Source organism: Proteus appendicitidis (assembly GCF_030271835.1).
In the GTDB taxonomy this organism is placed as follows: Bacteria; Pseudomonadota; Gammaproteobacteria; order Enterobacterales; family Enterobacteriaceae; genus Proteus; species Proteus appendicitidis.
On sequence record NZ_CP127389.1, the window covers coordinates 3631755 to 3656842 of the forward strand.

Sequence of the window (25088 nt, forward strand, 5' to 3'; positions counted from 1 at the left end):
AAACATGTGCTTTTTTTTAAAAGAAATTTTATGCTCATTTGACTAAACTATATTTATATTATGAATTAATAACAATTTATCATTAGGCTAATTCCATGCTTTATTATATTTACATCCTCAGTGGCCCCTTAAAAGGAACTATCATTCCTCTACCACCCAATCGCTATTCATTATTCTTATATAATAAAGAATGCATTGAAAATAAAGAAGAAAATGATAAAACTATACTTTACATCCCTTGTAATAAACAGGAAGATGAGAAAAAGCTCGCTATTATACTTGATGAAGATAATAGTGAAAATAATAAATATAGAATTGAAAGTAGCTTAATACAAAAAGAGATTGATGAAGAATATCCGTTGAAAATCGATAGTCCAATATATAGCAATGATACGCCTATCTTTTTGATTAGTGATAAAAATGATTTATCTCTCGAATCATTTGATTTTAAAAAAAAGAAAAAAACAGGCACCATAAATAAAAAAACTCTTTTATTATTAACATTAATAACGCTATTCTTTATAGCATTAGTTTTTTATATAAAAAGACCGACAGAAGAAAAAATTATTCCAACAGTATCAAAAAGTTTAAATTTTAAAGGATATCAAGGGGAAAATGGATATTATTGTATTTATGATAATTTATACCCGACCTCAAAAATAGAAAGCGGATTAGAAAATAAAATTATCTATCTGGAAAAAGTAAAAAAATTATCTACCGGTAATAATCATCAAAAAATACATATAATTTTTAAAGATAAATACAAACCTATTGTTAGTTTTTTTTATCATAATGAAAATGAAAAATTAAAAATGATCAATAATATAACTTCTGATTTTTCAAAAAATTGCCATCCAACCATTAAAGGAATATCAATACCTAACATTATTAATGATATAAATGAATTTGAGCTAACTAAAACAATAGGTTATACCATTGAAGAAAAAAATAACGGATTAACCTTTATTTTTGATGATGTATTAAATATCAGTAACAAAGAAAAACTGGATACTTATATCAAAAAACAAACGGCCATTTTTGGCAGAAAATTTATTTTTTACCGTGAAAATATAAGCAATCCTATGTTGAAAAATAAAGCTACATTACAAGAAGATCATGGATATATCTTTCTTGATAACCAACATCGTTATTTTCCTCAAGGATAATAACGATATTTATAACCGATAACTTAGAATCAATCTTAGAGGAATACAATTATGCCAGCTTATCCTGTTGCCGAAGATGTCAGCACTATTAATAAAGTTGATAGTTATTTTCAAGAACCTGTACTAAAACAAAGTGAGGCATTAAAAATTGCATTAGATGCATTAAAGGCAGATACATCAAACGCCGCGGCCTTAGCCGATTACCAAGCAAGACTTGCTGAATATAATATTACGCGTAATGCAGAATCAACGTCGATTAAAGTTGTGAAAGACTTGGCAATGAGCATTATCGGGAATATGCGTTAGTTTTTATTTAATGGAGGCTGTATATGGCGATTACCCCAGTTGTTCCTGTTCATTTGGCTACATTACCAAACGATAAAAGCACAAGTGATGATAATTTATCTTCAATAATGGTAAACAGCATCACAAGTGGTTTTCAATATGAAAAACAGATCCAAGAAAAGCTAACTACATTAAGCCAATTAAGTGATGTTCAAAGTTACACACAGCTACAAACAACACTTAACGATTATACAATTACAATGAATTTAGCAAGCACGTTAGCCAGAAAATCACTGAATATTGTTGAAACATTACTCAAGGCACAATAGTAATGAAAATGCGATATTTGTTTTTGGCATTATTATGTTGCCTGTTTCCATTATTAAGTGGTTGTAAAGATCAATCTCTACTCACTAATTTGGATCAAAGACAGGCAACAGAAATTCAAGCTGTTTTACAAAAACACCAAATAACCAGCACTCGTAAAGCATTAGGAAAAGGGTTATTTGATGTTTCGGTCAAAAAAGAAGATATGGGAATTGCGATTCAAATTTTAGAAGAATATCAATTACCCACACTATCTCGAATTGAAGTGACCCAGTTATTTCCATCAGATGCATTGGTATCATCACCGCAAGCCGAAAAAGCACGTTTAATTTCTGCTATTGAGCAACGATTAGAACAATCATTACTCACAATTGACCATATTATTGATGCTAGGGTACATGTAAGTTACCCAATATCTCCGGCTGAACGCGTTATTCCAACACCTCATGCTTCAGCTTTAGTCTTTTATGAAGAGGGTATGCTAGATAATGATCAATTAAGCGAAGATGTTCGTGCTTTTATTCATAATGCCTTTAACGATATGGATGAGAATAATATTACCGTTTTGTTGTATCCACGAAATATTAATAAGTTCAACATAATAAATAATCAACTTCATCAAAATAGCTCTGATTCATTTCTTACTTCTTGGCTATTTCTAAGTTTATTATTGGTCGTTATCGCCGTTCTCATTACGGTTTCATTGGTAATATTCCGACGTAAAAAAACACAGAAGGAAGAGAATAATGACAAATCTAACTTCTGAGCAATTCGAAATGATATCCCGTGTAATGTATGAGCCACTTAGTTATCTTCATGCAGATTACGATGTATTAGCGTCAAATAAAGAAAGTATAATTTGGCAGAAACTCGCTAATCGCCAATTAATTCAGCAATATCAACTTATTAATCAACTAGATTGTGACATCGATATTATTGTAGAGAAAATCTTTACGCATTGGGTATTACTTCCCCGTTGCGCTCTATTTTTAGGCTATTTGTATTCTAGAGAAACGCTTTTATTATCTGGTAATTACTATCAGCTAGAACCACAATTAAAAGCATTTTTATCTCTTTATGCTGTGTTAAATATAGATAAGAAGATAACGACTCCTCTGGAAAGTATCGTACCCATAAATATCGGCTATCAATTACTCTTTGATTTTATTAATTCGATTTCAACCGCACTGGCCCAACGTTTTACATTGCTTTTTGCACCACAATCATCACTGGTTGAACTTCCTCAGTCACTCTTTTTATCCCGTTCACTTTTTCTTTTGGTGCTAGATTATGCTGCGCTCGCTGTCTGAAAATCTTTTAACATACACTCGTGAAGGTGTATTAATACGGGCTAAATATGTTCGACAACTTGATAATATTTATAAAACCGAATTAGCGGCCAAACTCGCAACAAAAAAAATACTCCGAGATTTTAATAAGAAATTAGATGCGCATAATAAGGAGATAGCAAACCAAGCTTATAGTAAAGGATTACAAGCATTATTAGGGGATATATTAAAATTCTCAATTCAATATCAAGAGCAACTGGCACAGTATGAATTTCAACAAAGAGAGCAAATAATCGCAACTCTTGCTCAATTTTTTGACTCACCAAAAATACAAGTTGAACTTACACGTCGTTTAATTTCAGCAATACCTTCAGAGAAAAAAATAACACTAGATATTCCAGCAACGCTACGCCCTTATCTTGAGAAAGAGCTTGAGAAAGAGCTTAATAATATCAATATTGAATTGATATCTCATGATAGCAAGGCAATTGCTATTCATGCCGGTGATCAAGTGGCTTTTTTTGATCCTGCGCTGTTACTCAATGATTTAAAATCACAATTTCACCAGCCTTTTTCTGAATCTTATCAAGCAACATTTACTCAAGAAATTAAAGACACTCTGCTGAAATTTATTAATACGTTTGATGCATCAGATGATATGCATCCTCAAATAGAAACATCCAGTGAGGGTAATAATGAAGATTGATGCTTTAAATGCACAGAGCTTATATGCGTCACAGCCTCATTTTTCTGCATCAAAGCCCGTTGCAAATCAGGAATTAGATCCTTTAATGGCGACACTAAATCCTACTTTTTACCAATATTTAAAAACAGCCAACGTGAATACAGTCAAAGATATCTTAGCGTTATTAAATAAATTTGATGTTAAAAATGAAGGCAATCAAACCTTAAAAGAAAAACGTCAAGTTGCGCTATTAATGTATGCTCACCAAGAGAGTGAATTAGAAAATAGTGATAATAAAGAAGTCATTAATCAGGCGTTAATTTCACTTCTTTCTTACCAAGGTTTTTATCACCAATTTACACTCGACTTATTAGGTATGAACGATAACCAAGATGATTATGAGGGCTTTTTTAAACCCGATAACGCTTCGTTTTCATTTTAACATTCATTATAAGATCTGTGCTCCAGCACCTTTCTCACCTAAAATATCGTCTGGATTACGTAATGGGCAATCACTTAATGATAAACAACCACAGCCAATACAGTGGTCAAGCCCGTTACGTAGTCGCTTAAGGCGACGAATTCTTTCATCTAACCGAACTTTCCAATCCGTTGATATTTCGTGCCATTGTTCTGCGGTTAATTTACTATTTGGTGGATATTTTCCTAGTATTTCCTGAATTTCTTTTAGTGGGATACCGGTACTCTGCGCAGCTTTAATAATTGCCACATAGCGCAATACAACCGGAGGGTAACGACGCTGATTACCTGCACTTCGATAGCTTTCTATCAACCCTTTTTCTTCATAAAAATGTAACGTTGAAATTGCAACACCACTTCGTTTTGCTACCTCACCGACAGTAAGCGCCCTATTGAAATCTATTTTTTCTTTTTTCATTTTTTATTTTTTCCTCTTGACCTCAACTTAACTTGAGGTTTTATAGTCCTCTCCTCAAATTAAGTCAAGTCAGAGGGATACTGACTTCTGTGTTTAAGATCGCTGAAAAATGATTTATGGCAACGGTAAATAGCCGTTATTTCAAAGCACTGTGGCAATAATTCAATCAATAAAAATAGAAAAACGCTCATCATGGGATAGGCAATAATATGAATAAAAAACTCACTTTTACCGTCTGTGCCTCGCTCTTTTTGCTCAGTGCAGGTGCGATGGTCTACGCGACAACTTCATCAAATGATGAGGAAACGCAGCAATTTGCTTACCCTCCAACGAAAGTGGCATTAGCAACCGTACAATCATCAAAATTACCCAACAATATGCAAGGGGTTGGAGAATTAGAAGCTGCGCGCCAAGTTTATTTAGCCGCTGAAACCAATGGTCGAATTGCTGTGATTAATTTTGAGTCGGGGCAAACTGTTAAAGCGGGTCAAGTTTTAGCGAAATTAAATGATGAACCTGAACAAGCCGAGTTATTACGTTTACAAGCGCAATTAACCAACGCAGAAAAACTCTATTCTCGAACCAGACAACTTTATAGTAAAAATATGGTGGCAACAGCGCAATTAGATAGCACCTTATCAGAGCGCGATATGATTGTGGCTTCCATTCGTGAAGTGAAAGCGCGGATTGCACAAAAGGCAATTAAAGCGCCCTTTGACGGTATTGTTGGGATAAAACTAGTTCATGAAGGTCAATATCTTAATGCGGGTGAACGTGTCGCTTCACTTGTCGATGCGAGCCGTTTAAAACTTAATTTCTCACTTGATGAACAAGCTGCACCAAAAATTTCAACCAAACAGCCAATTAATATCGAAGTCGATGCCTACCCAGATATTATTTTTACGGGTTCAATAAATGCGATTGATCCTCTTATTGGCCCTTCTCGAACAGTGCAAATACAGGCTGTTTTACCGAATACTGACAATAAATTAAAAGCGGGCATGTTTGCTCGTGTTCAAGTTACTTCTCCTGATAGTCCGATGGTATTAACCGTACCGGAAACGGCCGTCACTTATACTGCCTATGGAGATACCGTGTTTGTAGCGCAATCTGACAATCAAAAAAACCTTATCGCTAAGCGTGTCTCTGTGAAAGTTGGATTGCGCTACAACGGCCTTATTGAGATCAAAGAAGGATTATCCCTTGGTGATCATGTGGTCTCATCCGGTCAAATAAAACTCAGTGATGGCATCACTATTGAGCCTATTGAACAAGATACACTGACTCAATTAGTCAGCACTAAGTCATAACAGGGGCTAATAATGAAATTTACCGATATTTTTGTTCGTCGCCCTGTTTTGGCATTAGTTGTTAGCACACTCATCTTTTTACTGGGGGCATTTGCATTCAGTAAACTGCCAATTCGCCAATATCCGATGTTGCAAAATTCAACCATAACGATTGCAACAGACTACCCAGGTGCATCATCTGAACTGATGCAAGGGTTTGTGACACAACCAATCACACAAGCCGTTTCCTCTGTAGAGGGCGTGGATTATATTTCGTCTTCTTCTGTACAAGGAAAAAGCTTGGTTACCGTCAGAATGGAATTAAACCGTGACCCTACTCAAGCCTTAACACAGGTCATGGCGAAGGTAAATCAAGTGCGCTATAAGCTACCTGAGCAAGCTTATGATCCTGTTATCGAGCTTTCATCTGGCGAATCTACTGCGGTGGCTTATGTCGGATTCTCAAGTGAACAGCTTTCTATCCCTGAACTCACCGACTACCTTTCTCGTGTTGTTGAACCGATGTTCTCATCCATCAATGGCGTTGCCAAAGTACAAGTTTTTGGTGGACAACAATTAGCAATGCGTCTGTGGTTAGATGCAGACAAACTGGCCGGTCGTAATTTAACGGCAAGTGATGTTGCAGAAGCTGTACGCCGTAATAACTATCAAGCCGCACCTGGGAAAGTCGAAGGTGAGTTTGTGATTGCCAACGTTTATGTCAATACGGATCTCACTAATGTCGAAGAGTTTAAAGACATGGTTATCATTAATGATGGCAATAATCTTGTCCGTTTACGTGATATTGGTACTGTGGAGCTAGGTGCTGCTGCCACTGAAACCAGTGGTATTATGAATGGTAAAAAAGCCGTCTTCTTAGGTCTATTTCCGACACCGACAGGTAATCCGTTGGTAATTGTTGATGGTATTCGCGAGCATCTTGTTGATATTCAAAAAACCTTACCGCCAAGTGTCGATGTAGAACTGGCATTTGAAACTTCGCGTTTTATCAAAGCCTCTATTAACCAAGTAGTGCAAACATTAATTGAAGCGATTTTAATTGTTATCGCTGTTATTTATCTCTGTTTGGGATCGTTTCGCTCTGTTCTTATTCCTGTACTTGCCATTCCCTTATCAATGTTAGGTGCCGCAGGATTAATGCTTGCCTTTGGTTTTAGTATTAATTTGCTCACTTTGCTGGCTATGGTTTTAGCTATTGGGTTAGTTGTGGATGATGCGATAGTGGTTGTTGAAAACGTGCATCGCCATATTGAAGAAGGATTATCGCCTGTCCAAGCCGCTTTAGTAGGTGCAAGAGAAGTGGCAGGCCCTGTTATTGCAATGACCATCACTTTAGCGGCTGTTTATGCACCGATTGGTTTAATGGCTGGATTAACAGGCGCATTATTTAAAGAATTTGCCATAACATTGGCAGGCAGTGTGATTGTATCCGGTATTGTGGCATTAACCTTATCACCAGTGATGAGTTCATTAATGTTAAAACCCAAAGAAAATGAAGGCAGAATGGCTAAAATGGCCGAGTATTTCTTTGATAAGTTGGCTCATTACTATGGTTACGTCCTCCATTTTTCTTTAGCTAATCGCTGGTTAACCCTAGTTTTCGCTTTAGCCGTGTTTGTCAGTTTGCCGTTTTTATATAGCCAGACAAAACAAGAGTTGGCACCTTCAGAAGATCAGGCGAGTGTTTTAACCGCTGTCAAAGCACCACAACATGCAAATTTAACCTATGCGGAACGTTTTAATCAGAAGCTTGATGAAATTTATATGAGCCTGCCTGAAACAGACAGCACATGGATAATTAACGGTACTGATGGTCCTTCAGCCAGCTTTGGTGGGATCAACTTTGATGGTTGGGATTTACGTGATCGCAATGCAGATCAAATCCAAGCTGATTTGCAAAACCGCGTCAATAATGTTGAAGGAACCAGCATTTTTGCTTTCCAATTGGCCTCGTTACCCGGCTCCGTGGGAGGATTACCAGTACAAATGGTATTACGTAGCCCGTTAGGTTATCCCGTTTTATTTGAAACAATGGAGCAAATCAAACAACAAGCACGAGAAAGCGGTCTGTTTGTCGTGGTGGATAGCGATTTAGATTACAACAACCCTGTCGTTCAAGTTGCCATAGACAGAGCGAAAGCCAATAGCCTAGGTATTCGTATGCAAGATATTGGTGAATCACTTTCTCTGTTAGTGGGCGAGCACTATATTAACCGTTTTGGTATGGATGGCCGCTCTTATGATGTTATTCCACAAAGTGTGAAACACCAACGTTTAACACCGGCTGCGCTGGCAGGGCACTATATTCGTACTCAAGATAACGTGTTAATTCCATTATCTACTGTGGTGAATATTACCACTCAAGTTGAACCCAATAAATTAACGCAGTTTAATCAACAAAATGCGGCAATATTCCAAGCGATCCCCGCACCGGGTGTCACCATGGGGCAAGCGGTCGCATTTCTTGAAAACGTGGCAGATTCATTACCAGCCGGCTTTAGTCATGATTGGCAATCTGATTCTCGCCAATTTACTCAAGAAGGAAATACGTTAGTTTTTGCATTTATTGCCGCACTGATCATTATCTATTTAGTGTTAGCAGCACAATATGAAAGCTTAGTTGATCCATTGATTATTTTGATTACTGTACCACTCTCTATTTGTGGCGCTCTTGTGCCATTAGCGTTAGGCATGGTGACACTCAATATCTACACGCAAATTGGTTTAGTCACATTAATAGGGCTAATTAGTAAGCACGGTATTTTAATGGTGGAATTTGCTAATGAACTGCAAATTCATAAAAATCTAAACCGTCGTGACGCGATTATTGAAGCCGCAAAAATCCGCTTACGTCCTGTATTAATGACCACCGCAGCAATGGTGATTGGGCTTATTCCACTGTTATTTGCCAGTGGTGCGGGAGCGAATAGCCGCTATGGATTAGGGCTGATTATTGTATCAGGTATGTTAGTCGGCACGCTGTTTACTCTGTTTGTCTTACCAACCATGTACAGTTTCTTAGCACGAAACCATCAAATCAGCGCCCAAACGGAGCGTCAAAAACAGTTACAGCAAGTGAGTGAGTTATAAGTCAGATAATAATAAATAGTAATGTCGTAAAAATAATCCCCATTGTGAATGCAATGGGGATCTTTTATAGCCATTTAAACAAATATTATTTTATTTTAATATCATCATTAAGTAGCGGAATATCATTATTTATTGCATATTTCAAAAGTTCAGCTATTTGCTCAGGCTGATAAAGCGCTCGGACACTGCGTTTTTCTCTTAAATCAGAAATAATGCTTTCTAAACTTTTTCTTTCTTTATTTCCTGATTGTTCTGCTTTCATCATTTCCATTAGAGCAATAAATTCCCCTGTTCTTCCTAATCCAGCAAGGCAATGGACAGCGATATTTTCTTTTGTTGGATTTATTTTTAAATTGCCACCAATAATATCGATGGTATTTTTTAACTTAGTCGCATCTATTCCTGTATGGTCAGTCCAATCATAAATATGCACAAAATTTATTTTTTTCTTTTCATCACTGTTTTCTTTAGTCACTAACTTAGTGTATGTTTTACAATCTAAACATGCTCCATTGGTTTTATTTTTACTTAAAGCCCACTTTTCAATATGACTAGACTTTATATCGTCTAAATCTAAATTCTCTCTAAAATATTTAAAACCTTCTTTTTCAAAATCACTTTTATTATATTCACTACCCAGTTTTGAGAGATCTTTTTTGATATCATCATTCGATGCTAAAATATAAACTGTATCTATATTGTTATTAAATAACATATTGAAATAATGATTTAGATTCTCTTTAGTATTCAAAGGGTATTGGGATGCAATAGTCATATTAGGGGAATTATAAGAACTAACATCATTCGCCGGTAATGATATATTGCCAGATTTTATTAAAGTATCTGTACGATACTTTAATTGTTTACTATATCTTGAATTTTCAACCGATTGATAATCAGTTGAACTATAGTTTAAACCGTTTAAATTATTAAATAACTTTTCAGCTCTTTCATTATAACTTGTTGTATCAGTACATTTATAAACTGCAACTAAAAAATTATCTTTAGTATCATTCAACGTTACTTCTTTATTAGAGTGAGAGAGGTTGAATTTTGGTATATCTGCATAATTAATTTGTCGTCTAGAACGTAAGCTATTATGTTCTGTGTTTATTCTCTGAGGTTGTAATAAATGAGGCTCATTATTTACTATTCGTATTTTAGATGGCAAGTCAGTAGGAGGACTATAAGTCGTATTTGATAATTTATATATTGGTGAATTTGCTGGCGGTTTAGGCGGTAATGGTAGAGGATTATCAATACGTTTCGATGATTTATATATTGATGAACCTACGGGTGGTTTAGGAGGCAGTATTGGCTTAATTTCTTTATGACTATTTCCAATACTTATTATATTGTTCCAAGTACTATTTTTTACCTCTCTACTTGATCCTAATGAATTTGTAATAGGTACATATCTAAAATTAACTGGTGATAATAACATATCTATTCCCTTAAATATAAAACTATATTATCTTATTAGAGAACGAGTTGATATATAAAAAAAACACCTTTATAAAATTTATAAAAAATAAAAATACCGATACTATTTAATAACATATCGGTATTTGAATTCAAAAGGTAAAATAGAATATCTAATTTAAAAATTCTTTTTACATTGTTGAAAATGTATTCATAATTATCCCGCCTGAGATAATTAAAGCCATAGAAAATATAGCCGGTAAATCTGGTTTTTGTTTATATAAAATCATGGCAACTAATGTTACCCCCACAATACCAAACCCACACCACAGTGAATATGCTACACCAACAGGAATATATCCCATTGCACGCGTTAAAGCGAAATAACAAATACAGTAAGCAGCAATCACTAAAACAGAAGGGGCTAATTTGCTAAAGCCATTGGTCTTTTTGATCATCGACGTGCCAGTGATTTCAGAACCGATAGACAGCGCCAGCCATAAGAATCCGGTAAACATAATTGTTATCCTTATTTATTTTAATAAAATACTTATTTATCAAAGATAAGTTTTATTAAAAATTAAATTTATTAAGAAATAGATTTATTTATTAACTGGCGATGCTGCCTGTTTAATATTAGAAGTTTCAGTTGTCTCTTCTTCCTCTTCTTCTGATCCCATTTTGGAGAAGAGATTCATAATCACAATACCACTGGCAATAACAGCCATTCCTATCATTGCCGCAGTATCAGGATGTTGACCATAAAACAACATCCCTAAAGAAGAGACCACTAAAATACCTGTACCAGACCACGTCGCATACGCTAAACCAACGGGAATATTTTTTACTGCGCGTGATAGTGAGTAATAACAAATAACATAAAGAACAACAATTAAACCTAATAATAATGTTTTAGTTGTACCTTCACTATTATCAAACATTTTTAAGGTAGAGGTTGCTGAGGTTTCTGAAATAATAACCGCCAGCATCCAAAGCCATGATTTAGCTTTTGGTGACATAATAAGACTCCTGAGTTATCAGATATAATTTAAGATTAATTTTTCAAACTTTTTAAATATTCAATAGCAGAATCCGTCAATTTATCTTGCGATAAATGATATTCTCCAGGCTTATTCATTACTTCGTTTAAAGTAATATAGCGATTATTATTCTCTTGTTTAATTTCAGGTTTAGCTTGATGACTCATATCATGGTTTATTAAATTAGCTTCAACATTATTTATAGGATGAAACATAATACCCATTGATTTTAATCGACTAATATTTTCCTGAATAAGCAGGTTGTACTCTTTATTTTTATTTAAACCTAAAATTTCATTTAACTCACTTTCTGGTTGGCAGAAATAAGGTAATGCGATAACAGGAATATTTTGAGCGAGTGCAGAATGAATTAACTTCCCTTCTTCACTGATAAATAGCCCGTTAATAATTTCACCCACCAGCTTTTTATCAAAATAAGGAACAAACAGCGCGTGATAAGTCGATAACTGCTGGCAATCGAACTCACTCGCGTTATACATTTCTCCTAGATGACGCCATTTCGATAAATCATGACTGACTTGTGCCTGTGTTGTAACAAAAAGCGAAAATCGAATATGAGAAAACGTGTTGATACGTTGACAGATTTCATCTTGGTATCCCGGTGCTGGGGTAAGTGCTAACAACACCGATTTTTTCATTCTTTTTTCTATTTCAGCAACAATCCTTTCTATTAACTGAAAGTCCATTACGTCACCTCATTGCCTTAGCTGACAATAAATACGCTATCGTTGTTACGAAGCCCTGCCGCATTCGCTTCATCGGTATCAATATGAAATTCCAAAGAAAATTTTTCACTGACACGAACAACGACTTCATCAAAAATCAGGCTACGTTCACCTTCTGTTTTAACATGTACTTTTTGTCCATTGGTGACGTTTAACATTCTGGCGTCAATTTCACTCATATGAATATGACGTTGAGCGCAAATCACTTGCTCTTTTAATTCAACATGACCCGCAGGTCCCATTAAAACAGCATTGCCAGAACCAACTAAATCACCCGACTCACGTACTGGCGCTTTTACACCTAATGCAAAACAGTCCGCTTTTGAAATTTCTAATTGGCTTTGTGGACGAACAGGTCCTAAAACACGAACTTTACTGATCGAGCCTTTAGATCCCACAACAATTACACACTCTTTTGCAGCAAACTGACCCGGTTGTTTAAGATCTTTAAACGGAGTAAGTTGATAACCTTTGCCGAATAATGCTTCTACATCTTGCTGTGAAAGATGCACATGACGATTAGAAATACCAACAGGGATAGCCATTCCTTGCGTCTCACTCAACATCACGCCGTGTGCGGGTAAACGAGAGAGAATTTTTCCCATGAGTTGTTGATTAATCATTATTTTTTACCTTTGCGGCTTTCTGGTTTGATCTCTTTTTTACTGCTTTGTGCTTTATCTGTTGCGGCCTTAGTTTCAGAGGCAATATTTGGAGCTTGTAAATCTGCAACTGCTTTTGTGGCTTCAGCGTTTTCAACGTCGTTTTTAACAGGGGCTTCAACTATTGTTTCAACGACCGTTTCAACGACTTTTTCAATAGCAGTCTCTTGCACTTTTTCAGCAACAGCAGGCGCTTTTTTCTTACTTTTTATTGTCAGTAATTTAGTAATCACACTTGGCTCTGGTCTTGCGATAACCAATGAACCAATCACCAACTCTTTTTGGCTCACGACATCAACACCATGATCAACCGCTGTTCTTACTGCACTGATCTCGCCCTGAAAACAGATTGATACCAAGCCAGATCCTACTTTTCGGTATCCGATAATTTCTACATTTGCCGCTTTACAGGCGGCATCTGCCGCTTGAATGGCTGCGGTTAGCCCTCGTGTTTCAATCACACCTAAACTGTTCATCTTTCTCTCCTACTTAGTGACGGACAAGACGGATATCGAAATCAAATTTCTTAAAGAAGGCTTCTAAACTGTCTAACTCTTCTGGCGTATAACTTGGGTCATTTTTAATGGGGTAAATCATTTCCAATTTTTCGTATTTATTACGACCAAATTGGTGATAAGGAAGAATATCAATGCGCTGAATATTACCGCGTTTTGAAAGTTCCATTGCGTAGTTAATCGCGCCAGTGATCGCATCATAAGAGTCGTTATAACCTCGCACTAAAGGCATACGAACAACCACATTTGCACCGAGATCCATTAAACGTTCTAGATTACGACGGACATTCTCATTACCTACACCAAACAACGCTTTATGCTGAGTAGTATCAATGTGTTTGATATCAATCAGAAATTGATCAACGACTTCTGCTAATTTCTCATAGTTCGCCACATTGGTGGTTGCTTGTGTCTCTACCGCGGTATTGATCATCATCTTTTTACATTCTCGTAAAAGCGCCACCGCAAAATCAGTTTGTAAACTCATTTCGCCGCCACCGATGGTGACACCACCACCTGAAGAGATGTAAAAGTCATAATCTTGCATGATGATTTTCATTAACTCGGAGACAGAAACATCTTTGCCCATAATATCAAGCGCATCAGAGATACAGACTTCTTCACATTTGCGACAACCAATACAATCAACAGCGCGATCAACACGATGAACTTGTTTACCATTCTCATTGGTTGTCATGTAATGCACACCCGCCGGACAAACATCAACGCATTTACCGCAATCAACACATTTGTCGTGAGAGTACATCACCTGAAATTCACTGCTAAGACCTTCTGGATTTGAACACCAAGGGCAGCGGATATTACAGCCTTTTAAAAAAACGAGAGTACGAATACCATCACCGTCATAAATAGAGTATTTCTGGATATTAAATATCCGACCTCTTGTTTCTGCCGCCGTCTCCATCTTTACGCCTCCAAATCTGCATCAAACATCCCTGTTTGATAAATTTAAATCATGTCTTGTCGATTAAAAGGGATAGCCTGTGCCATCCCTATGGCTATGATTAGAATTTCTCAATCACAGTACGACTGATAATTTCATCCTGAACTTCTTTACATAATTCAACGAAGTAAGCACTGTAACCTGCAACACGAACAATCAAATCGCGGTATTTCTCAGGCTCTAATTGCGCTTTTTTCAGTACTTCATTATCAACATAGCTAAATTGCATCTGGCCGTTACCCAGAATTGAAGCCGTTCTTAATAAGGTAATTAAACCTTGGCGTCCTTCATTGGTATCTAACAAACCTTTCAGGAATTTGAAGTTATGAACCATACCGATATTCATGGTTTCAACATTCATCTTACTGATTGATTTGATGATTGCTGTTGGACCATGTTTATCTGCGCCTTGTGTTGGGCTGATACCATCTGACAATGGTTTCCATGCAAAGCGACCATTTGGTGTGGCAGCCGTTAATTCGCCAATTGGTGTATTGTTAGAGATAGACAATGTGCCGTGGCTCAGAGTGGAATAGAGCATTTTGTATTTACGACATTCACGCTCAGTCCATTCCGTAATATCCAGCGCATATTGGTCAACAACATCGTCATCATTACCAAATTTCGGTGCATTTAAGCAGTCACGTAAAAGCTCGTCATGACCTTCAAAGTTAGCTAATAACGCATCACGAATTTGCTCTAAGGTGTATTTTTTATCTTCATAAACAAGTTTGCGAATAGCTGCCATGGAGTCAACGTAAGTTGCTAAGCCAGAGAAAATCAACCCTGGACCATGGTTAACCATCGCACCACCCGCAGTAACGTCTTTGCCTTGTTCCATACAGCCTTCAACCAGCAGAGACATTAATGGTTTTGGTGCAACATCGCGGTGAACACGTTGGCTGATCACAGTACCAATTGCCGATAAACGAACGATATGTGCCACTTGCTCTTTTACAGCACGGTCGAAATCTTCATAAGTACGCAGGTCGCGTAAATCGCCTGTATCTAAACCTTGATAGCTATCAAATAGCACCATACGACCACGATTTAATACAAACTCAATTGCGATAGGCCATTGGGTATAACCTGTTGATGTCCACTGATAAATACGACCTGATTTTTGTGGCTCTACACAACCCATCAAGCAGTAGTCACGCGCATCTTCAAAGTCGAAGCCTTTACGTAGCATCATCTTGATATGAGAATCATCGAAGTGACACGCAGGGAAGCCCATACCGGCTTTTACTACATCAACGATTTTTTCCATATATTGCTGTGGAGATTGGTTATGAATACGACATGCTAATGATGGTTGATACACTTTCACAAAGCGTACCGCATCCATAATCAGGTAAGTTAAGTCGTTACACGCATCGCCACCAGAGCGTTTTTGTCCACCAATGGTTAAGTTGATAAATGGCTGATAACCGGCGAAATATTTCGCACCCAGTTCACTCGACATCCACATTAACTCAGCACATTTGATGATAAAGGCTTGCATCATTTCCAATGCTTGTTCACGCGTTAAACGACCTGATTTGATGTCGTTTTCATACATTGGGAAGCAATATTGGTCTAAACGACCTAAAGAAAGACCTGTTTGGTTTTCTTCTACTTCAAACAGTGACTCTACAGTCCAAATACTTTGCAATGCTTCTTGTAGTGTTTTTGGTGGGTTAGCAGGTACATTTTCGTTGACTTGAGCAATCGTCAGTAACTCTTCGCGACGTTGTGGATTGCTCTCTTTTGATGCTAATTCACGCGCATGTTCTGCAATGCGATGTGCGTAAGCAATCACACCTTCACAGCTTTCAATAGATGCTTTGTAGAAGTAGATACGGTCGATATCAGCAGGGTTTTCCATGCTTAACTCAGCCAGTTTGGCTTGTGCATCGGCTTTAATGCCGTTCATACCCTTAGTGAAAAGCAGGACGTCATAACCTGGGCAAGTATCGCCACCACCATTGATTTGGTGATAAGAAAGATCACTGACAAAGGTTTCACCACTAAATTCCCACACACCCGCTTCGCGATATTGTGCTTCACAGATCTCATCTAAAGAACGACCTTCCCAGAATGGAACAATCTCTTCACGAATGACTTTTTTGTCTTCTTCTGAAATTTGGAATGGATCTTGTGGGCGAGTGCTCATGGTATCGAGTTCATCACGAACCCAGCGCCATGCGATATCAGGAGAGAAAGCACCAGCACGCGCTTTTCCACAAGGATGTCCAACAATCAGCTCTTCATCTTGAATTAAGATAGGTGCGGTTTCACATGCGCGACGGAAAGCTTTAGCGCGCAGTAAAATTGGTGGTAAACCTGGGTTATTACGAACAATTTCAGTAAATGCTAATGCTCTATAAATAGAGACACTTGGACGTGCTTCTAAATAGCGATTACGTAAGCGTTGTAAGCGAGGCGTTAAACCTTCCATCACTTTAAATTCGCTCGCATCAGTGCTTGGTGCTACAAAATTTGCAGAAGGTGCAGCGTATTGAGGTTGTGAATTCGCACGACCATTGTATAAACGCACTTGCAGTGAACTGTGTAAGGTTGACAGATTAGCGCGCGCGGATAATAGCATCTCTGACAATTCGTTAATGCTGACGCGTGGATCGTTAATATCCACACCCTGTGTCATTGCATCAAACATTGGATAACCATCAACTTCTTTGGTTGCGCGTACTTCTGAAAGCTCAGCCAATTTCAACCATACGCTTTCAACAATTTCATAGGCTTGTGCTTGTGTTAAACGACCTTGGTCGATATCACGTTGATAGAATGGATAAAGTGCTTTATCAAATCCCATTGGGTTAATGGCGTAGCTACCATTTTCCAGATGTAAGACTAATTGCAATAAATAGAATACTTGAACCGCTTCTTTAAAAGTTTCTGCGGGTTTTGCTGGCACTTTACGTAATACTGCCGCGCTGTCTAATAGCTCTGCTTTACGGTATGGGTTACCTTCCATTGCTGCTAAATTCTCTGCTTTTGCAGACAGAATTTGTGCAAAATACAGTGCTGCATCACATGCATAAATAGCAGATTTACAGAAATTGGCTTCATCCATACTGCTGCGGTTTACTGCACTACCAATGCTTCTAATTCTGTCTTCAAGCTGTGCTTTGATTGCTAAGAAACCTTGGTTTACCACCAGCATATAATCAGGTGATGCAACGCTATTGTTAATACTTAAGAAACGGTAGATAGAATCGCTACGTACTTCATCTTCAGTGTGAAAAATCGCACCGCGTGGTGTTGATGATTGGCTACCGATAATCAATTCATCTTGTGCGATATAGCTTGGAAAATGGCGGATAAACTCATAAAAACGTTGTGCAGGTTTAATCGCTTGTGGAACACCTGCAATGCTGTTGTCTAATGAATCAAAAATGGTTGCACGCTCGGTACTGATTGAGCTATTACGTGAAACTAAACGTTCTGCCAGCATTTTTACGCGTGGCGTCAAAGAATATTTGGCCATGTGAGGCTCTCCTGATGTTCTTTACTTGACCTAATCGGTATTCATTCGGTTGAGCATTAACTGTGTGATACACCGGCAAATGCCTGACGATACAATGTTTCTAATTGGTGTGTGTTCACGTCACGCGGATTTGTCGGCGTACAGCTATCTCGTAAAGCCTGTCCGACCATTTCCGTTAAACGGGCATAAAAGTCCGCTTCACTGACACCGGTATCGCGAATACTCTTCGGCATACCCATTTCATCTTTCAATACATTAATGGCGACGATTAAACTGGTTACCCCTTCTCTTACGGTGTTAGCCGGAAGCCCTAAGCTTTGAGCAAGATAGGCGTAACGTTTTGCTGCTTCACTATTACAATCACCATGAAGATTGGCGTTAAAGGCGACGACATGTGTCATCAATAACGCATTTGCACGACCGTGAGGAACGTGGAATACACCGCCTAATGCGTGGGCAAGACTGTGAGTAATACCCAAAGAGGCGTTAGTAAATGCCATGCCGGCAATACAAGATGCGTTATGCATTTTTTCACGAGCCATCAAGTTGTCGCCTTGATGGTGGCAATCAATAAGATGACCAAAAACTAACTTGACAGCTTTCTCTGCCATCGCATCAGAAAAATCAGATGCCGCTTTAGAAACATACGCTTCTAGCGCATGGCAAAGGACATCCATACCGGTATCTGCCGTAATGGCAGGTGGCACAGATTTCACCAACTCAGGATCGAGAATGGCGACATCAGGCAACATAAACTCATCAACCAAGACCAGTTTTTCACTGCGTGATTTGATCACTGAAAAAGAGGTTACTTCAGAACCCGTACCACTCGTGGTTGGGATCGCAATAAACTGTGGTTTGGTTCTGTTGCTCTCTTTACGGGTATGCCAGAGGGAGTACATAACGGCTTTCGCGGCATCAATCACTGATCCACCACCGAGTGCAATAACCAAGTCTGGATAATGAGCATCCATGATCTTCATACCACTCACGATGGCTGAAATATCTGGATCTGAAGCAACATCATCGTAAACGTGGAACTCGATACCTCGTTGCATTAACTTGTCAGTGACTTTATTTGCAAAGCCAAACTTCACCATTGCTTTATCTGTCACCACAAATGCGCGGCGGGCAGTTAACCCAGAGAGAAAATCCAGTGCATTGGCGCCAAACTGAATTTTGGGTTTTATCAGAAACTCACTCATGTCGTTATTACTCCTTACTGTCCCGATAAACCTTCTCCACAATGGCAACCACTGACATCACCTTGTAACGATCTTTGTTCAGTGCAAAGTACTCTTCAGCCAACACAACATCGTTGATACCTGCACCTACACTATCCACTGCAACATACGTTTTATTTTTCAGTGGCTTAAGCTCATCATCTAAGGTGGCTATCATTAATAAATTGCTACCTTTAAGTTCTGGGCTTTTTTGTGTCGCTACTACGTGTCCGATTACCTTTGCGAGGATCATGGTTTATATCGCCTTATATCAATGAGTTATTTACTCAGACGTCCGAGAACTTCCTTGATAATGCGTTCCACGTTTTCTTCGGTAATATCACCTTGTTCAATCACTTGTTGCGCACAAGCACTGACTGTCGTTGCATAAGGAGATGCACCAAAGCGATCATCACCTTGAGTTTGACGTTGTGCAGTGGCACATTCAGCATGAACAGGCGTTAAAGAAGGTGAACGAAAACGATCATCATCAAGAATGCTGGTCTGGTGATTTGCGCTAGAAACAGCACAAGCAGAAACAGCAGGTTGAGCAGCTTCTTGTGCTAAAGGGCAAGGTTGTTTCAACTCTTCAACAGTACGCACGCCATAACCTACTTTACGAATATTCAGTAGATTCATTGGACCAACGTTGTCAGAGCTAGAACCGCCACCAACAGCACCGCAACCTAAAGTCAGTGCAGGCGTAATATTGGTTGTTGCACCGATACCACCTAATGCCGCAGGGGTATTAATTAGGATACGGTTAACAGGTTTTTCTAAAGAGAACTGACGAATAACATCTTCATTTTTGGTATGAATAACTAAGGTATGACCTAAACCTTCATTAGTCAGTAACTGCACCACGCGATCGCATGCTGATTTCCAATCTTCTTCAATATACATCCCTAAGATTGGGCATAATTTTTCGCGTGAATACGGATTTTTTGGTGAAACAGTGTCTTGTAATGCGATTAATACACGCGTATTTGCGGGTACGCTAAAACCAGCACGCTGACTTAAATAAATCGCATCTTTACCTACAACTGCTGGGTTAATTGTGCCGTTAGCACGCAGTAACATTGAAGCCACTTTTGTTGCTTCTTCGTCATTCATAAAGTAAGCACCTTGCGCTAATAGCTCGCGGTGAACTTCGTTATAAATGCAACGTTCAACAATAATGGATTGCTCTGATGCGCAGATAACGCCGTTATCGAATGTTTTACTGGTGATGATATCGCTCACGGCTTTTTTGATATCGGCACTGCGTTCGATAAAAGCAGGGCCATTACCTGGACCACCACTGATGGTTGGTGTACCTGATGCATAAGCTGCACGCACCATACCTTCGCCGCCAGTTGCTAAAATCAATGACACATCTTTGCTGTGCATTAATTCTTTTGTCGCTTCCAGTGTCAGTAATGTCACACCATCAACAATACCGGCTGGCGCACCAGCTTCTAGTGCCGCTTTTTTAACAATTTCTAACGCACGGAAACTACACTGTTTTGCATTTGGATGCGGAGAGAAAATAATCGCATTACCTGCTTTCAGTGCAATTAGGGTTTTATAGATAATGGTTGATGTTGGGTTAGTTGAAGGAACTAACGCAGTGATAACTCCTAAAGGCACGCCAACATCCATGACTTTTTTTACTTTATCGTCATTGATAATGCCAACGGTCTTCATGTCTTTCATATGTTCATACACACGCAATGACGCGAAGGTATTTTTCAGAACTTTATCTTCCCACTTACCAAAGCCTGTCTCTTCGTTTGCCATTTTTGCCAGCTCTTCTGCGTGACGAGCGGCTTCAAATGCAATGTGTTTTACAATACTGTCGATTTTTTCCTGCGAAAATTTAGCATAAACAAGTTGTGCATTTTTCGCGTTACGAACTAGCTCACGAGCCAGTTGTCTGGATTGCAAATCTTTATCTAATGCAACCATGTCTTCCCCCATACAGGAGTTAAAAAATTTAGCTGAATAACTTATTTCTTTGCTTTACAGCACGCCTGAATAATCAGGCTTTGTGCTGTTGTGCGATTTTCTCGATATCGTTATGCGGTCTTGCAATAACACGAGAAGTCACCACGGTGCCGATACGTTTTGCCGCTTCAACACCTGACTCAACCGCTGCATTGACTGCACCGACATCGCCTTTCACCATGGCTGTCACTAAACCTGAACCGACGTTTTCATAACCAATCAGTTCAACATTGGCTGCTTTACACATTGCATCTGCAGCTTCAATGCAAGCGACAAGACCTTTGGTTTCAACTAGACCTAGTGCTTCTTTCATATTTATTTCCTTCGTTATTCAGTCACTTTGTACTGGGCAACGATTTTTTGAATATCGTTATGTGGACGAGCGATGACTAATGAAGTCACAACAGTACCAACACGTTGAGCCGCTTCTAAGCCAGATTCGACAGCGGCTTTAACGGCACCAACATCGCCTTTCACCATTGCTGTGACTAAACCTGAACCCACATTTTCGTAGCCGATTAACTCAACATTGGCCGCTTTACACATCGCGTCTGCTGCTTCAATACAAGCAACCAGCCCTTGAGTTTCAATAAGTCCTAATGCATCACCCATACGTTCTCCTAAGACAAAAACTATGCCTTGTGTTTGATAACAATCTTGTTGATGTCATTGTGAGGACGAGCAATCACGAGCGATGTAACAACTTCACCCACGCGTTGTGCTGACTCCACACCTGAATCCACTGCAGCTTTCACTGCGCCTACGTCGCCTTTCACCATCGCAGTCACGAGACCTGAACCCACATTTTCATAGCCAATAAGTTCAACGTTCGCGGCTTTACACATAGCGTCAGCGGCTTCAATACATGCCACCAGACCCTTGGTTTCGATCAGACCTAATGCATCACCCATTTTCATTTCCTCCGAGAAGCCGTTTAACGGTTTACGTTTGCCCATTGTGTCTGCGTGGTGATTTTTTAAACGCAGACGTTGGTTTCAAAATCACTATAGCGCGCAAAAAACAAAACAAAATATAAATCCATGATATGAGCATATATAGAATTTAGTTCTGATATTTAGTGTTTTTTATTTCTCTATTTATGTGTCTATGCTGTTAATTTGTTTTTTTCATCGTTATAAATTTATTTATTTTCATAAAAAACAGATGAAAAAATAGACAAATTAACTTTGTTAGAAGGATGTTGAAAAGGTGAAAAAAGGCAGTACATATCGACGAGAAAGATGTGCGGAATATCACTGATATTTCAATGTGAGATCAATAATTGAAAAAGGCTAAATCGAGTCTATATACAAATCGTGCTATTTTTTTATTGATAACGTCTTTATCAAATTTAAACCTTCACTACTGTGTATAAAAATCTGTGTATAAAAAGCGGTGTATATAAAACTGTCTATATAACATAACGGTAAGTACTCTTTGCTATATAAAGTCATGCAAACAATCCGTTCCAATAGCGCAATAGGCTAAAGAGCGAATATCAGGAATAGATGAGAAGAAAAGGACGATTAATTAGATGGGATATATTGAGTTTTAGAGAAATAAAAAGGTGACTATATCGAGGTCACCTTGCAAAAATAAGATCAGACAATCAGGGCAATTAATCGAATTTACTCCCCGGCTTTAAGGTACAAATATAGAGTGGTGAATTAAGCGAACTTAATAGCAATGTTTTCTCATTTAGCTTCTGTGCATTAATAAATAACCCATCATGACTGTCTGACATTTCACGCATAAAATAGTCAAAAATTACATCAGGAGATTCATCAATTGATGATGCGCTCGCATCCCATTGGCTAACAAAATAGTGACGTTCTGTCGGTGAAACACGCTTGGTTGTATAATCAAATTTTACATAGCGTTGTAAATATAACCATCCTGCTTTTGAAGTGGTATAACCTTCAACAACAATCGACCCTTTACCATTAGCACCAAATGAAAAATGAATATTACCATTTACATTTTCATCTTCCATATTTTCAAAACGCATAATGCCTTTGGTTGAACAAACCATGACACCTTCATTTTTAATGGTTAATAATCGTGTTGCAGCATAAGTGGCGACCAAGATAAAAATCAGGGCCGATAAAAAACATAAAAGTTTCCCTGAGATTTTCATTAGTATTTCCAAGAATAGTAAAAGTAATTGTCACAATAACTAAATGGGTTATCTTCGTTCTTAGCACAGTGCGCTAAAAATACACGTCCCAATCCATTTGTTTGTAATTTATCACCATAAAAGAAAACAAATCGCTCACCTTTCACGCACTGTAAATTAAGTTTCTTTCTTACCGCATCAAAATTGCGAACATAATTATCACTGACTACTGAATTAATCATGGCTTCATTAGAAAGTAACTCACAATCATTATGTGTTAATGGTGTCAGTGAAATTGGCTTTGATTGATATTGATTAAAAAAGATGATCACCGCAAGAAATACCGCACCTAATAAAAAACCGATGCTGGCTAAATACCAACAAATTTCGGGTTTCTGTGTTTTTTGTGGTGCTTCTTCTTGTGTAGGCTCTAAAGATGTTTGCGTTTGTATTAAAGATAAAGGTGTTGTTGTTTCAACCGCTATTTGATTTTCATCTTTAACTAAAATAGGCGCTTCTTCATCTGGTTGAGTTGAAGGTAATAACGTTGAATCATCAATCAGTTCAACTGAGATATCGGGATTAAACTCTAACCGCCCTTTCGCAATGGTAACAATGATATTTTCAATGCCATAATGGCGAAATGTTTTTCGTAATAAACTCAAATATTGGTTTAAATTACTGTTTGATGAAACTAATCCATTATCATCCCAAACACGTTTTAATACTTCATCACGATTAACAACGCCGGGATGCTGAATAAAATAAAAGAGTAACGCATTTGCGGTAATAGAAAGATGTGTATCAACACTCTCTTTTTCTAACGATATCGCGCCATCCGTTGCGTCGTAATAAATTAAGGCATTTATTTTGTATTTCATTGTGCCCTCATTCATCCTGATTAAAATTACTGATTTGCTGTGTTTGCCATATAGTCAAATGTCATCTCAGATAATCTTTCAACTAATGCGCTACGCTCTTCTTGTGAAATCGTAGGGCCTTCGGTTAATTCCGATAACCAAAGACCATCTGCAGCATAACGAATTAACGTACCTAAATAACTATTATCGAGTTTATCGCCTTTGGCTAAATGCTCTAACATCCAATCACGCCAACATTTACGCATAATAGGTTCATTTGGCATGGCTAAAGAAAGTATCGCTAATTGGCGACTTTCATCTGACTGCTTCAAATTAGAAATATAGGTTAAATAGGCGCGAGAAAAACGACCGGCTTCGATAGGATCATTCTCCATAATTACCGCAATACGGCTATCCATAATACCTAATAAACGTTTAAAAACCGCATGCACTAATTCTAGTTTTCCCGGGAAATGATGAAGTAATCCACCTTTACTCACACCCGCTTCTTTTGCCACGGCATTTAAAGATAGAGACGCTATCCCTTCATTAGCCACAATAACACTTGCCGCTTCCAATAATTGTTCTTGAACTCGGATAGGGTCTTTTTTTCTGTGATGCGCAGTTGTATTCATGCATAGGATGATACCGACCAGTCGGTATGTTCCTTATTGATCAAAATCAATCCCTTTTGGACTCGTACTTATTATATGTAAATAATGCCGTTGACTTCACATTCCTTTATTTCTTCAATTAAATTATTTTTAAAAAAATAAAATAAATAAACAAATATTGATTTAAATATTGCAATCACTTAAGTCAAAAAAATAACATTTGATAATAATCAAAAAAGCCTGATTGATTAAAAATCGTAATTTGTTTTTTATCAAAATAGTTATTTTTCTATTTACTGCTGAATTTATACTCTCTATTTTTGTGACATTAATATAATTATATAAATTATATTTATTAATTTTATTTAAATAAAAAAACACATCGTCTTTATGTATTAAG

27 protein-coding genes are annotated in these 25088 nt (G+C 37.8%); 9 read left to right on the forward strand and 18 right to left on the reverse strand.

The window, feature by feature from the left end; genetic code table 11:
• The first annotated feature begins 95 nt into the window (after positions 1–95).
• From QQS39_RS16605 to QQS39_RS16635, 7 genes are read left to right on the forward strand one after another with little or no spacing between them, the layout of a single operon-like run.
• Positions 96–1166: a hypothetical protein gene (locus QQS39_RS16605; RefSeq protein ID WP_285804981.1), complete on the forward strand. Its 1071-nt coding sequence runs from the start codon at positions 96–98 to the stop codon at positions 1164–1166.
• A gap of 51 nt (positions 1167–1217) precedes the next feature.
• Positions 1218–1472, forward strand: a complete 255-nt coding sequence (locus tag QQS39_RS16610; protein WP_285804982.1) for an EscF/YscF/HrpA family type III secretion system needle major subunit — start codon at positions 1218–1220, stop codon at positions 1470–1472.
• Between the two features lie 23 nt (positions 1473–1495).
• The gene (gene sctI / locus QQS39_RS16615; protein ID WP_151436217.1) at positions 1496–1780 is read left to right on the forward strand and encodes a type III secretion system inner rod subunit SctI; all 285 of its coding nucleotides are present in this window, start codon (positions 1496–1498) and stop codon (positions 1778–1780) included.
• Between the two features lie 2 nt (positions 1781–1782).
• On the forward strand, positions 1783–2544 hold the full coding sequence (sctJ, locus tag QQS39_RS16620; RefSeq protein WP_285804983.1) for a type III secretion system inner membrane ring lipoprotein SctJ: 762 nt from the start codon (positions 1783–1785) through the stop codon (positions 2542–2544).
• Entirely contained in the window at positions 2525–3088 is a 564-nt protein-coding gene (locus QQS39_RS16625; protein WP_285804984.1) for a type III secretion protein, read from the forward strand. Before sctJ ends, QQS39_RS16625 begins: the two co-directional genes overlap by 20 nt.
• Positions 3069–3773: a ubiquitin family protein gene (locus tag QQS39_RS16630; RefSeq protein WP_285804985.1), complete on the forward strand. Its 705-nt coding sequence runs from the start codon at positions 3069–3071 to the stop codon at positions 3771–3773. The genes QQS39_RS16625 and QQS39_RS16630 overlap by 20 nt, the downstream gene beginning before the upstream one ends.
• Positions 3763–4194 (forward strand): hypothetical protein, encoded by a 432-nt coding sequence (locus QQS39_RS16635; protein WP_285804986.1) that lies wholly within the window; start codon positions 3763–3765, stop codon positions 4192–4194. The genes QQS39_RS16630 and QQS39_RS16635 overlap by 11 nt, the downstream gene beginning before the upstream one ends.
• A 6-nt stretch (positions 4195–4200) precedes the next feature.
• Here the strand turns inward: QQS39_RS16635 and soxR are convergent, their stop codons facing one another.
• On the reverse strand, positions 4201–4650 hold the full coding sequence (gene soxR / locus QQS39_RS16640; protein ID WP_075673527.1) for a redox-sensitive transcriptional activator SoxR: 450 nt from the start codon (positions 4648–4650) through the stop codon (positions 4201–4203).
• Between the two features lie 209 nt (positions 4651–4859).
• Here soxR and QQS39_RS16645 point away from each other — a divergent pair, with 209 nt between their 5' ends.
• Together QQS39_RS16645 and QQS39_RS16650 are read left to right on the forward strand one after the other, a co-directional pair.
• Positions 4860–5960: an efflux RND transporter periplasmic adaptor subunit gene (locus QQS39_RS16645; RefSeq protein WP_285804987.1), complete on the forward strand. Its 1101-nt coding sequence runs from the start codon at positions 4860–4862 to the stop codon at positions 5958–5960.
• Positions 5961–5972: 12 nt separating this feature from the next.
• Positions 5973–9050 carry a MexW/MexI family multidrug efflux RND transporter permease subunit gene (locus tag QQS39_RS16650; RefSeq protein WP_285804988.1) on the forward strand — a complete coding sequence of 1026 codons (3078 nt, stop codon included), beginning with the start codon at positions 5973–5975 and terminating at the stop codon, positions 9048–9050.
• A gap of 85 nt (positions 9051–9135) precedes the next feature.
• On the opposite strand, the gene QQS39_RS16655 is transcribed toward QQS39_RS16650, so the two are convergent.
• The 17 genes from QQS39_RS16655 to QQS39_RS16735 form a co-directional block, all read right to left on the reverse strand.
• A complete protein-coding gene (locus QQS39_RS16655) occupies positions 9136–10494 on the reverse strand; it encodes a protein-tyrosine phosphatase family protein (RefSeq protein ID WP_285804989.1) in 1359 nt (452 codons plus the stop codon).
• Positions 10495–10663: 169 nt separating this feature from the next.
• On the reverse strand, positions 10664–10990 hold the full coding sequence (locus tag QQS39_RS16660; protein ID WP_004245856.1) for a DMT family transporter: 327 nt from the start codon (positions 10988–10990) through the stop codon (positions 10664–10666).
• Between the two features lie 84 nt (positions 10991–11074).
• A complete protein-coding gene (locus tag QQS39_RS16665; RefSeq protein WP_151436224.1) occupies positions 11075–11491 on the reverse strand; it encodes a DMT family transporter in 417 nt (138 codons plus the stop codon).
• A 35-nt stretch (positions 11492–11526) separates the two neighbouring features.
• A complete protein-coding gene (locus QQS39_RS16670) occupies positions 11527–12219 on the reverse strand; it encodes a hypothetical protein (RefSeq protein ID WP_285804990.1) in 693 nt (230 codons plus the stop codon).
• A gap of 17 nt (positions 12220–12236) precedes the next feature.
• Positions 12237–12881, reverse strand: coding sequence for a phosphate propanoyltransferase (locus QQS39_RS16675; protein ID WP_285804991.1), 645 nt, complete (start codon positions 12879–12881; stop codon positions 12237–12239).
• Positions 12881–13396 (reverse strand): BMC domain-containing protein, encoded by a 516-nt coding sequence (locus QQS39_RS16680; RefSeq protein WP_285804992.1) that lies wholly within the window; start codon positions 13394–13396, stop codon positions 12881–12883. Before QQS39_RS16680 ends, QQS39_RS16675 begins: the two co-directional genes overlap by 1 nt.
• Positions 13397–13409: 13 nt before the next feature.
• On the reverse strand, positions 13410–14360 hold the full coding sequence (gene cutD / locus QQS39_RS16685; protein ID WP_151436228.1) for a choline TMA-lyase-activating enzyme: 951 nt from the start codon (positions 14358–14360) through the stop codon (positions 13410–13412).
• 100 nt (positions 14361–14460) lie between these two features.
• Entirely contained in the window at positions 14461–17889 is a 3429-nt protein-coding gene (cutC, locus tag QQS39_RS16690; RefSeq protein WP_285804993.1) for a choline trimethylamine-lyase, read from the reverse strand.
• Positions 17890–17945: 56 nt separating this feature from the next.
• Positions 17946–19094 carry a 1-propanol dehydrogenase PduQ gene (locus QQS39_RS16695; protein WP_285804994.1) on the reverse strand — a complete coding sequence of 383 codons (1149 nt, stop codon included), beginning with the start codon at positions 19092–19094 and terminating at the stop codon, positions 17946–17948.
• 7 nt (positions 19095–19101) lie between these two features.
• Positions 19102–19365 (reverse strand): EutN/CcmL family microcompartment protein, encoded by a 264-nt coding sequence (locus QQS39_RS16700; RefSeq protein WP_285804995.1) that lies wholly within the window; start codon positions 19363–19365, stop codon positions 19102–19104.
• A gap of 26 nt (positions 19366–19391) precedes the next feature.
• Positions 19392–21059 carry an acetaldehyde dehydrogenase (acetylating) gene (locus QQS39_RS16705; protein WP_088494443.1) on the reverse strand — a complete coding sequence of 556 codons (1668 nt, stop codon included), beginning with the start codon at positions 21057–21059 and terminating at the stop codon, positions 19392–19394.
• Between the two features lie 73 nt (positions 21060–21132).
• Positions 21133–21411 carry a BMC domain-containing protein gene (locus tag QQS39_RS16710; RefSeq protein ID WP_006536328.1) on the reverse strand — a complete coding sequence of 93 codons (279 nt, stop codon included), beginning with the start codon at positions 21409–21411 and terminating at the stop codon, positions 21133–21135.
• A gap of 14 nt (positions 21412–21425) precedes the next feature.
• Positions 21426–21710 carry a BMC domain-containing protein gene (locus QQS39_RS16715; RefSeq protein WP_006536329.1) on the reverse strand — a complete coding sequence of 95 codons (285 nt, stop codon included), beginning with the start codon at positions 21708–21710 and terminating at the stop codon, positions 21426–21428.
• 20 nt (positions 21711–21730) lie between these two features.
• Positions 21731–22009 (reverse strand): BMC domain-containing protein, encoded by a 279-nt coding sequence (locus tag QQS39_RS16720; protein ID WP_004249182.1) that lies wholly within the window; start codon positions 22007–22009, stop codon positions 21731–21733.
• A 707-nt stretch (positions 22010–22716) separates the two neighbouring features.
• A complete protein-coding gene (locus QQS39_RS16725) occupies positions 22717–23235 on the reverse strand; it encodes a FidL-like protein (RefSeq protein ID WP_006536331.1) in 519 nt (172 codons plus the stop codon).
• Positions 23235–24095 (reverse strand): transcriptional regulator, encoded by an 861-nt coding sequence (locus tag QQS39_RS16730; RefSeq protein ID WP_285804996.1) that lies wholly within the window; start codon positions 24093–24095, stop codon positions 23235–23237. The genes QQS39_RS16725 and QQS39_RS16730 overlap by 1 nt, the downstream gene beginning before the upstream one ends.
• Before the next feature lie 26 nt (positions 24096–24121).
• A complete protein-coding gene (locus QQS39_RS16735) occupies positions 24122–24709 on the reverse strand; it encodes a TetR/AcrR family transcriptional regulator (protein WP_151436232.1) in 588 nt (195 codons plus the stop codon).
• Positions 24710–25088: the final 379 nt, after the last annotated feature.

What these genes read in the sequence shown, in the direction of transcription:
- QQS39_RS16725 (WP_006536331.1), bottom strand. Translation starts at nt 23,235, where the DNA reads ATGAAAATCTCAGGGAAACTTTTATGTTTTTTATCGGCCCTGATTTTT.
- QQS39_RS16720 (WP_004249182.1), bottom strand. Translation starts at nt 22,009, where the DNA reads ATGGGTGATGCATTAGGTCTGATCGAAACCAAGGGTCTGGTGGCATGT.
- QQS39_RS16660 (WP_004245856.1), bottom strand. Translation starts at nt 10,990, where the DNA reads ATGTTTACCGGATTCTTATGGCTGGCGCTGTCTATCGGTTCTGAAATC.
- QQS39_RS16675 (WP_285804991.1), bottom strand. Translation starts at nt 12,881, where the DNA reads ATGATTAATCAACAACTCATGGGAAAAATTCTCTCTCGTTTACCCGCA.
- QQS39_RS16715 (WP_006536329.1), bottom strand. Translation starts at nt 21,710, where the DNA reads ATGGGTGATGCATTAGGACTTATTGAAACTCAAGGGCTGGTTGCTTGT.
- cutD (WP_151436228.1), bottom strand. Translation starts at nt 14,360, where the DNA reads ATGGAGACGGCGGCAGAAACAAGAGGTCGGATATTTAATATCCAGAAA.
- QQS39_RS16710 (WP_006536328.1), bottom strand. Translation starts at nt 21,411, where the DNA reads ATGAAAGAAGCACTAGGTCTAGTTGAAACCAAAGGTCTTGTCGCTTGC.
- QQS39_RS16695 (WP_285804994.1), bottom strand. Translation starts at nt 19,094, where the DNA reads ATGAGTGAGTTTCTGATAAAACCCAAAATTCAGTTTGGCGCCAATGCA.
- QQS39_RS16705 (WP_088494443.1), bottom strand. Translation starts at nt 21,059, where the DNA reads ATGGTTGCATTAGATAAAGATTTGCAATCCAGACAACTGGCTCGTGAG.
- sctJ (WP_285804983.1), top strand. Translation starts at nt 1,783, where the DNA reads ATGAAAATGCGATATTTGTTTTTGGCATTATTATGTTGCCTGTTTCCA.
- QQS39_RS16730 (WP_285804996.1), bottom strand. Translation starts at nt 24,095, where the DNA reads ATGAAATACAAAATAAATGCCTTAATTTATTACGACGCAACGGATGGC.
- QQS39_RS16605 (WP_285804981.1), top strand. Translation starts at nt 96, where the DNA reads ATGCTTTATTATATTTACATCCTCAGTGGCCCCTTAAAAGGAACTATC.
- QQS39_RS16630 (WP_285804985.1), top strand. Translation starts at nt 3,069, where the DNA reads ATGCTGCGCTCGCTGTCTGAAAATCTTTTAACATACACTCGTGAAGGT.
- QQS39_RS16700 (WP_285804995.1), bottom strand. Translation starts at nt 19,365, where the DNA reads ATGATCCTCGCAAAGGTAATCGGACACGTAGTAGCGACACAAAAAAGC.
- QQS39_RS16610 (WP_285804982.1), top strand. Translation starts at nt 1,218, where the DNA reads ATGCCAGCTTATCCTGTTGCCGAAGATGTCAGCACTATTAATAAAGTT.
- QQS39_RS16680 (WP_285804992.1), bottom strand. Translation starts at nt 13,396, where the DNA reads ATGAACAGTTTAGGTGTGATTGAAACACGAGGGCTAACCGCAGCCATT.
- QQS39_RS16665 (WP_151436224.1), bottom strand. Translation starts at nt 11,491, where the DNA reads ATGTCACCAAAAGCTAAATCATGGCTTTGGATGCTGGCGGTTATTATT.
- soxR (WP_075673527.1), bottom strand. Translation starts at nt 4,650, where the DNA reads ATGAAAAAAGAAAAAATAGATTTCAATAGGGCGCTTACTGTCGGTGAG.
- QQS39_RS16625 (WP_285804984.1), top strand. Translation starts at nt 2,525, where the DNA reads ATGACAAATCTAACTTCTGAGCAATTCGAAATGATATCCCGTGTAATG.
- sctI (WP_151436217.1), top strand. Translation starts at nt 1,496, where the DNA reads ATGGCGATTACCCCAGTTGTTCCTGTTCATTTGGCTACATTACCAAAC.
- QQS39_RS16635 (WP_285804986.1), top strand. Translation starts at nt 3,763, where the DNA reads ATGAAGATTGATGCTTTAAATGCACAGAGCTTATATGCGTCACAGCCT.
- QQS39_RS16650 (WP_285804988.1), top strand. Translation starts at nt 5,973, where the DNA reads ATGAAATTTACCGATATTTTTGTTCGTCGCCCTGTTTTGGCATTAGTT.
- QQS39_RS16735 (WP_151436232.1), bottom strand. Translation starts at nt 24,709, where the DNA reads ATGAATACAACTGCGCATCACAGAAAAAAAGACCCTATCCGAGTTCAA.
- QQS39_RS16645 (WP_285804987.1), top strand. Translation starts at nt 4,860, where the DNA reads ATGAATAAAAAACTCACTTTTACCGTCTGTGCCTCGCTCTTTTTGCTC.
- QQS39_RS16670 (WP_285804990.1), bottom strand. Translation starts at nt 12,219, where the DNA reads ATGGACTTTCAGTTAATAGAAAGGATTGTTGCTGAAATAGAAAAAAGA.
- cutC (WP_285804993.1), bottom strand. Translation starts at nt 17,889, where the DNA reads ATGGCCAAATATTCTTTGACGCCACGCGTAAAAATGCTGGCAGAACGT.
- QQS39_RS16655 (WP_285804989.1), bottom strand. Translation starts at nt 10,494, where the DNA reads ATGTTATTATCACCAGTTAATTTTAGATATGTACCTATTACAAATTCA.